An 8,015-nucleotide genomic window follows, 5' to 3' on the forward strand; every position below is an offset into this window, starting at 1 on the left:
CCGCGTAGACCCACGCCAACGCCAACGCCAACGCCAATGCCCATGCCCATGCCCATGCCCATTCCCATGCTTGACACAGGAACCCCCGCCATGACCGAACCTTCCGCCGACGCCCTGCAGCGCGGCCTTGCCAACCGCCGCCGCGTGCTGGGTGATGAATGGGTGGACCAATCCGTGGCGCGCGCCAACGAACTGAATGTGGAGTTCCAGCGCATGATCACGGCCTATGCCTGGGACGGCATCTGGAGCCGCCCCGGCCTGGAGCGCCGCACGCGCCGCATCATGGTGCTGGCCATCACGGCCTCCATGGGCCGCTGGGAAGAGTTCGAGCTGCACATCCGCACCGGCCTGCTGGCCGATCCGGCCGATGCCGAGGCCGCGCCGCTGGACCTGGACACCATCCGCGAAGTGCTGCTGCAGACCGCCGTCTATGCCGGCGTGCCCGCAGGCAACACCGGCATGGCCATCACGCTGAAGATCCTCAAGGAGCTGGGGCGCACGCCCGCGCCGGCCAGCTTTCATCCACCCTCAGACACGGCCTGACGCGGCCTGACCGGACTCAGGCGGCCGGCGGCTGTTCCTCGGCCGCAGCGCCCGGGTAGCGCGCAAAGCGCCGGTTCTCTGCGCCATGCACCGGGTCCTGCTCGGCCCAGGGCCATCCGCCGAACTGGGTGCGCCGGTAGTCCTGCATGGCCTGCATGATTTCCTGCTGCGTGTTCATCACGAAGGGGCCGTACTGCGCCACGCTCTCGCCAATGGGGCGGCCCTGCAGCACCAGGCATTCCACGGCGTCGGCGCCGCTGTTGTGCAGCTCCCAGTCCTGCGTGGCATCCACATGCAGGGCCGCATGCTGGGCCAGGGCCGTGGGCCCGACCTGCAGTGCCTGGCCTGCAAAGAAATACAGCATGCGTTGCGTGTCCGCGCCGGCTGCGCGCGGCAGCGTCCAGCGTGCGCCGGGCTCCAGGCGCAGCGTCCAGATGGCCACGTCGCCCTCGGGTTGCGAGGCCCAGGATTCGGGCGGCGGAGGCAGGGCGGCCGCCGTGCCGGGCAGGCTGCCTGCGACCACGGTGACCACGGTCCTGCGGCCTGCGGCGTCTGCGTGCTCCAGGCGCGGGATGCGCTCATTCCAGAACATGGTGAAGTGCGGCTCCACCATCTTGGAGCGCGCAGGCAGGTTCAGCCAGATCTGGAACAGCTCCAGCGGATTGGGCGCGTCGCTGTTGAGCAGCGGGAACATCTCCGAATGCTGGATTCCCTTGCCGGCCGTCAGCCACTGCACGTCGCCGCCGCCAAAGCGCGCGGCCGCGCCCAGCGAATCGGAATGGTCGATCAGGCCCTTGCGCACCAGGGTCACGGTCTCGAAGCCGCGGTGCGGATGGCCGGGAAAGCCCGGCACGCCATCGCCGTGGTACATGGAAAAGCCGTCCTTGCGGCTGAAGTCGCTGCCCATCTGGCGGCCTTCCAGGTCCACGGCCTGCACGCCCAGTCGGCCATCGCTGGGCGGATAGGCATCGTCATGGTGGGCACAGAACAGGAAGGGGTCCATGGTGGGCCACAGCGGGCCCAGCGGCTGGCTTTGGAGGACGGGGGTGGTGGCTGCGGTCATCGTGGCTCCTGTGAGGCTGCGCCCGCAAGAAAAAAGGGGGCGCTGCATTCTCGGACAGATGCGGCCCCCGCGCCGGTTTTGAAAGCCACCATGGCTGGGACAGTGCGGCCCAGGAATGCAACGCCCGCCGGGTCAGTTGCGCGGCGGCGTCACCAGGCCCTTTTGCACGGCCGGGCGCGCCACGAAGGCGGCCAGCACGCGCTGCAGCTCGGGAAAGCGCTCCCAGCCCAGCAGTTCGGCCGCGTTGTAGCCCTGCTCCACCACCATGTTGCGCACCCAGGGCCACAGGGCGATGTCGGCAATGGTGAATTGCTCGCCCATCACCCAGGCGCGGCCTGCGAGGCGGCGCTCCAGCACACCCAGCAGGCGCACGGACTCGTTCACGTAGCGGTCGCGCGGGCGCTTGTCCTCGAAGTCCTTGCCCGCGAATTTGTGGAAGAACCCCAGCTGGCCGAACATGGGGCCGACGCCACCCATCTGGAACATCAGCCACTGCAGCGTTTCATAGCGCGCGGCCGGGTCGGCGGGCAGCAGCGGGCTGCCGGACTTCTCGGCCAGGTAGACCAGGATGGCGCCCGACTCGAACAGCGCCAGCGGCTTTCCGCCCGGACCCTGCGGGTCCAGGATGGCCGGGATCTTGTTGTTGGGAAAGGTGTCCACGAACTCGGGCGAGAGCTGGTCATTGCTCTCGAAGCCCACGCGGTGCGCCTCATACGGCAGGCCCATCTCCTCCAGAGCGATCGACACCTTGACGCCGTTGGGCGTGGGCAGGGAATACAGCTGGATGCGGTCCGGCTGCATGGCCGGCCACTTGCGCGTGACGGAAAAGGCGGAAAGCGGATTCTGTGGAGTCATGGGGCACCTTGAAGGCTGGTCGGGTTCGCCAAGAAATCGATGGCCGCTGCATCGTAGCGTTCGGCGCCCAGCCATGCTTGGCACGCCAAATAACGGCGGACCCGGCCCTGCCGCCGGGTCATGACCACCCACGCAGATTGCATGGCCAGTCTCCCCGCTCGCCGCCATGCACCGGCTACCGAGGCGCTCGGATGGAGGCGCACGGCTGAACCGTGCATCGCCCGCCCGGCACAGCTCTCAGCGCGGCGCGACGGGCTTCTGGACCAGGGCCACGCTCAGGCCGTCCGGCGTCACCGTGATGGCGCCGGGCTCCATGTTCAGAGAGTCCATCAGGGCCAGGTCCTTGTCCTGCAGCTGGTAGAGCACGAGCTGGCCCAGCGCCTGCTCGGCCAGGGCGCTGGCGTAGGTGGTGATCATGTCGCTCATGGCGGGGGCCAGGTCGTTGATGACCAGGCTGTTGACCTTGATCTGGTGGGCGCGCAGCGTGCGGTCCGTGGGCTCGTAGCGCAGCGCGAAGTCCAGGTTCAGATGGCCGCCATAGGCTTGCTTGAGCACGGGTCCCGACAGATCGGCCTGCAACACCGCATTGAGCGCGTTGCGCTCGGGCAGCAATCCCAGCACCGGCGAATGCAGCTTGAGCTGCAGCATGCCGGCCACGGGGAATTGCCGTGGAAAGCGCTGGGCCACCACCTCCTGCAGCCTTTGCCGCGAAATCGAGACATTTCCAGGCCCGGACTTTCCCGAACATCCGGTCGCAGCCAGGCTGCAGCCCGCGGCCAGGACCATCAACAAAAAGCGGCGATTCATCACGACAGCACAAGCCCCAGAAAGCCCGACACGAAACCCTGAAGCGCCATGCATGCCATACGCATGGCGCTATGTTTTTTGAGATCGGCATTGTCCCGCCAGGGGCTATTCCCTGTCCCTGCAGTGGGTGTTGCCCGGCACCTGCGCGAAGGCGCTTCACAGCGAGTGCCCATCGGACATAGGCAGTACCGCCATCCGTACGGAAACATCACCCAATCCTTCTGGCCGGCCCTCCCGCCCGCCCAGCTTTGCCGCGGCCTTGGGCACGGCCCTCCACCGGCGCATGAATCTATTCATATATTCATTCATTGATTTGCATAAATCATTGATTTTTAATAAATTACTCCCTATTTTTATTCATTCATCAATTGATTCCCATGGCCTTGGAAGACCTCTCCACCCAGGTACTGGCGGCACTGCGCCGCCAGGGCGGTGCGCTGGCGGCGCGCGAGCTGCAGCAGATGCTGGGCGTGAGCCAGCCCACCGTGTCGCGCGCGCTGGCGCCGCTGATCCGGTCGGGCCAGGTGCGCAAGGTGGGTGCGGCGCGCACGCAGCGCTATGTGCTGCCGCGCCAGGTGGCGGGCGTGGGCGCCGAGGTGGCCATCATGCGCGTGGATACCGAAGGCCACGCATCGCCCTTCGGCCGCATGATCGCGCTGCACGGCGGCGGCTTCTGGGTGGACGAGGCCGATGGCCTCAGCGAGCAGCACGACGGCCTGCCCTGGTTCCTGGACGACATGCGGCCCCAGGGCTTCATCGGCCGCACCTTTGCGCACAGCCATCCCGAACTGCAGTTGGGTGGCGACCCGCGCCAATGGGGCGAGGACGACGTGCTGCGCGCCCTGGCCCGATTCGGCGAGGACCTGCCGGGCAACCTCATCGTGGGCGAAGCCGCGTTCGAGCGCTTCCACACCCTGCCCGCCCGCGCGCTGCGCGCCGAGTCGCCGGCCGAGTATCCGCGCCTGGCCATGCAGGCCATGCAGGGCACGCATCCGGGCTCGTCGGCGGGCGGCGAGCAGCCCAAGTTCTGCTGCACCACGGCCGGGCGCAGCGTCATCGTCAAGTTCTCCCCGGCAGGCGACGCGCCGGCCGAGCAGCGCATACGCGACCTGCTGGTCTGCGAGCATCTGGCGCTGCAGACCCTGGCCGAAGACGGCCTGCCCGCCGCGCGCACGCGGCTGTTCATGGATGGCGGCCGGGCCTTTCTCGAATCGGAGCGCTTCGATCGCAGCCAGCCCGAGCCGGGCTGCGCACCGCCGCCGGACCGCAACCCCGGACGCATAGGCATGGTCTCCCTGCAGGTGCTCAATGCCCAGTACGTGGGCGAGGTGGACAACTGGGCCGCCACGGCCAGCCGCCTGGCGGCGCGTGGCCTCATCACCGAGACCGATGCGCGCAGCCTGCGCCTGCTCGAGGCCTACGGCCAACTCATCGCCAACACCGACCGGCACTACGGCAACATCTCCTTCGTGCTGCCGCAGCCGCAGGGCGACTGGGCGCTGTCGCCCACCTACGACATGCTGCCCATGCTCTACATGCCCATCAATGGCGAGATCGTGGAGCGCGACTTCAGCGCCCAGCCCCCGCGCCCCACGGCCGCCACGCTGGCCGAATGGCCGCGCGCCCAGGCACTGGCGCGGCGCTTCTGGCGGGCCGTGGCGCAGGATGCGCGCATCTCCGGGGAATTCCGCAGTATTGCCGAAAGCAATCTTGATTCCCTTGCCGCCTGATTTTCAATCACCTCCAATGGAATCAATGACACCACCTGTTGATAACCAATAGAAATCCTCTTGAAAAATCTGTGCATATTGGTTGGAAAAACCTCTGCACAAACTGTTATCCATCTGCGGAGAACCGGCCATCCACAGCCTCGGCCCGCCACAGCCTGCACAATCGAAGCTTTCCTCATCCGACCAGACACGGGCCCCCGATGACCAGCATTGCACCCCCCTCCGCCGCAGACCCCCGCATTGCCGACGTGCTCGGCTACTGGCTGGGCTCCACCCGCCCCGACAATGCAAGCGCCCTGGCCTGCAAGAACCTGTGGTTCATCAAGTCCGATGCCACCGACAACCAGATCCGCGAGCGCTTCGGCGCCCTGGTCGAAGACGCGCTGGCCGGCCGACTCGACGCCTGGGCCGGCACGGCGCTGGGCAGGCTGGCGCTGATCGTGCTGCTGGACCAGTTCACGCGCAACCTGTTCCGGGGCACGGCGCGCAGCTTTGCGGGCGACCCGCAGGCGCTGCAGCTGGCGCTGGACGGCATCGCCCAGGGCCATGACCGGCATGCCGACCTGCCCGCCGTGGCCCGCATCTTCTGCTACCTGCCGCTGGAGCATGCCGAGGACCTGGCCCTGCAGAACCGCAGCGTGGCCGCCTTCCAGGCCCTGGCCGACCAGGCCGGTGACGCTGTCGGCGAGGGCGTGCGCGAGTTCCTGGCCGGCACGCTGGACTACGCCCACAGGCACCGCGACGTCATCGTGCGCTACGGCCGCTTTCCGCACCGCAATGCCATCCTGGGCCGCACCAGCACGCCCGAGGAACTGCAGTACCTGTCCCAGCCCGGCGCAGGGTTCTGAGAGCGCAGCGGATCTCCTTCACCCACAAAAAAAGGGAACGTGCCAACGTTCCCTTTTTTGCTTTCGGCGCGCTGCCGGCATTCAGGCCGGCTGCGCCTGCGGCTGGCGCTCGCCGCCCTTGCGCTCGCCATCGCGCATGCGCAGCGCCCAGCGCTCGATGGTGTAGAAGGACAGCGCCGACAGCACCACCGAGATCGCCAGGCCCAGCACCACGACCACGGGCCACGAGAAGTCGGCGCGCAGATAGCGCACAACCGGGTAGTGCCAGAGATAGACGCCATAGGACAGGCGTCCCAGCTTCACCAGCATGGGCGACGACAGCATGTCGTAGACCAGGCCCGAGCCCTGGCTCACCGCCACCAGCAGCACAACGGCCGCGCACTCCACCACGGTGATGCCCCAGACCATGGCGTCCTGGTTGTCCCATTGCAGCGCCATCAACAGCGGCACGGCCAGCGGCACCCACATGGCGTGGTGCATGCGCGCCTTCAGCGCAGCGATGAAGTCCGGGCGCTCGATCATCAGCGCCGCCAGCAGCGCACCGGCGAACAGGCCCGAGGCGCGGGTGTCGAAGCGGAAGAAGATCTCATAGAAGTGCTGACCCTGGTCCACCCAGTACACGCGCCACAGCCAGCTCAGCGCCCACAGCAGGGCAATCGGGCGCCACAGGCGGCCCGGCTTGGAAAAGCGCAGCAGAAGCACCAGCAGCGGCGGCCAGATCAGGTAGAAGTGCTCCTCCACCGACAGCGACCACATGTGCAGCAGCGTGTCCGGGCTGTCGAAGAAGGCGATGCCGTAGTCGGCCAGATAGAGGATGGAGACCAGCGCATCGGAGTAGATGTCGTTCAGGTCCGGCCACAGCATGGGCGCGAAGATGCAGTACGCGGCCAGAAACAGGGCCAGCGCCGGCATCAGGCGGAAGAAGCGGCGGCGGTAAAAGCGCCAGAAGCCGATGCGGCCCTCGGAATCGTTTTCCATCAGCAGCAGCGAAGTGATCAGATAGCCGCTGAGCACGAAAAACAGGTCGACCCCGAAGAACGCGCCATCAAACAGAGGCGCATGGGAGTGCGACAAGATCACCAACAGGATCGCCACGCCCCGCAGCCCGTCAAGGGCGGGGTTGTAGCGCAGTTTGAAATCCTTGACCACCAAAACCGGACACCTTTCCAACGCCGGAGCAATGGGCCCCGAGCCATGAACAAACCCCAAGAAAATGGAGCACGCGGCCATGGCGCAGCCGGCCCCGAAGGGTGCAACGCATGGTCCAGCGCGATAAGAGAGACGGCACGTCCCAAGGTTCCCGGCGGATGCGGTGAACAGCAATCCGCGTGCCGCGGTGCGGCGCGCCCTGAGGATGCGGGCCACCTCGACGGACAGCCCTGCGTGCACGAACAAGCCCCGCTTGAGCGGGGCCAGGCCGATGAATTTCAGCGAAATCCAATTCTAGCCATCACCGCCCGGGGACGAGGTTCGATGGACATTCAGCCCGGGATCCGATGCCCCGCCCTGCCGTCCACCCGCCTTTCTTCGCACGCCGCGAGTATGGGAGGCGCCCTGCAGCCAGAACGTAACAGGAGGTTTGTGCTGGCGCCGCTGCACCCTGGCCCATTCCACCCCGTGAAGCCGCCGGCGCGCACCGGGCCTGGGCGATGGATGTGCCGTCAACAATTTGGAACAAAACTACGCCAATCCCAATGAACACAAGCGTTTACCGCTATCGTTTTTATTCTTCAGGCGTACAGCGGGATGAGACGGCGTCCTGCAGACCCCGGTGCGCGGCACTGTCTGCCTGCACCGGCTGCTGGTTCTTGGCGCGCAGATAGTGCTCGGTGAACAGCGCCAGGTAGCTCTCCAGCGCGCGGCCCGCGCGCCGGTCGCCCGCATCGCCCGTCAGCTCCAGGCACAGGGCGGCCACCTCGCTGGTGCAGAAGTGGTCTTCGCGCTGGGAGCGGCGCAGGCGGTACTGCGAGACCTGGTCCGGGTGCAGGCTCAGCACCGGAAAGCGGTCCAGGTAAGGGCTCTTGCGGAACATCTTGCGCGCCTCGGGCCAGGTCGCATCCAGCAGGATGAACAGCGGGCGCCGCTCCTGGCCCGGCACGACCGCGGCATGGGGCACCGGCAGCGTGTGCACCACGCGCTGCGGCGGCTGTACGAACTCACCGGGAAACA

General features: G+C 67.1%; 8 protein-coding genes. 3 read left to right on the top strand and 5 right to left on the bottom strand.

Annotation, left to right across the window (positions count from 1 at the left end):
• Positions 1 to 90 precede the first annotated feature (90 nt).
• Positions 91 to 543: a carboxymuconolactone decarboxylase family protein gene (locus L995_RS12665; protein ID WP_016452075.1), complete on the top strand. Its 453-nt coding sequence runs from the start codon at positions 91 to 93 to the stop codon at positions 541 to 543.
• A 16-nt stretch (positions 544 to 559) separates the two neighbouring features.
• Here L995_RS12665 and L995_RS12670 read toward each other — a convergent pair whose 3' ends face one another.
• From L995_RS12670 to L995_RS12680, 3 genes are all read right to left on the bottom strand, one after another.
• Complete coding sequence (locus L995_RS12670; RefSeq protein WP_012202840.1) at positions 560 to 1,606, bottom strand: pirin family protein; 1,047 nt, start codon at positions 1,604 to 1,606, stop codon at positions 560 to 562.
• A 132-nt stretch (positions 1,607 to 1,738) separates the two neighbouring features.
• Positions 1,739 to 2,461: a glutathione S-transferase C-terminal domain-containing protein gene (locus L995_RS12675; RefSeq protein ID WP_016449860.1), complete on the bottom strand. Its 723-nt coding sequence runs from the start codon at positions 2,459 to 2,461 to the stop codon at positions 1,739 to 1,741.
• A 237-nt stretch (positions 2,462 to 2,698) separates the two neighbouring features.
• On the bottom strand, positions 2,699 to 3,148 hold the full coding sequence (locus L995_RS12680; RefSeq protein ID WP_223275342.1) for a DUF1439 domain-containing protein: 450 nt from the start codon (positions 3,146 to 3,148) through the stop codon (positions 2,699 to 2,701).
• Positions 3,149 to 3,645: 497 nt separating this feature from the next.
• Here L995_RS12680 and yjjJ point away from each other — a divergent pair, with 497 nt between their 5' ends.
• Together yjjJ and L995_RS12690 are read left to right on the top strand one after the other, a co-directional pair.
• Positions 3,646 to 4,998: a type II toxin-antitoxin system HipA family toxin YjjJ gene (gene yjjJ / locus L995_RS12685; protein WP_047472086.1), complete on the top strand. Its 1,353-nt coding sequence runs from the start codon at positions 3,646 to 3,648 to the stop codon at positions 4,996 to 4,998.
• 200 nt (positions 4,999 to 5,198) lie between these two features.
• Positions 5,199 to 5,846 (top strand): DUF924 family protein, encoded by a 648-nt coding sequence (locus tag L995_RS12690; RefSeq protein ID WP_047472087.1) that lies wholly within the window; start codon positions 5,199 to 5,201, stop codon positions 5,844 to 5,846.
• Positions 5,847 to 5,927: 81 nt separating this feature from the next.
• On the opposite strand, the gene L995_RS12695 is transcribed toward L995_RS12690, so the two are convergent.
• Positions 5,928 to 7,076 carry an acyltransferase family protein gene (locus tag L995_RS12695; RefSeq protein WP_016449864.1) on the bottom strand — a complete coding sequence of 383 codons (1,149 nt, stop codon included), beginning with the start codon at positions 7,074 to 7,076 and terminating at the stop codon, positions 5,928 to 5,930.
• A 493-nt stretch (positions 7,077 to 7,569) separates the two neighbouring features.
• Positions 7,570 to 8,015: DTW domain-containing protein (locus L995_RS12700; protein ID WP_047472088.1), on the bottom strand; the 446-nt coding region annotated here is incomplete at its 5' end.

The sequence above is a fragment of the Delftia sp. ZNC0008 genome (assembly GCF_000799035.1).
GTDB lineage: Bacteria > Pseudomonadota > Gammaproteobacteria > Burkholderiales > Burkholderiaceae_C > Comamonas > Comamonas tsuruhatensis.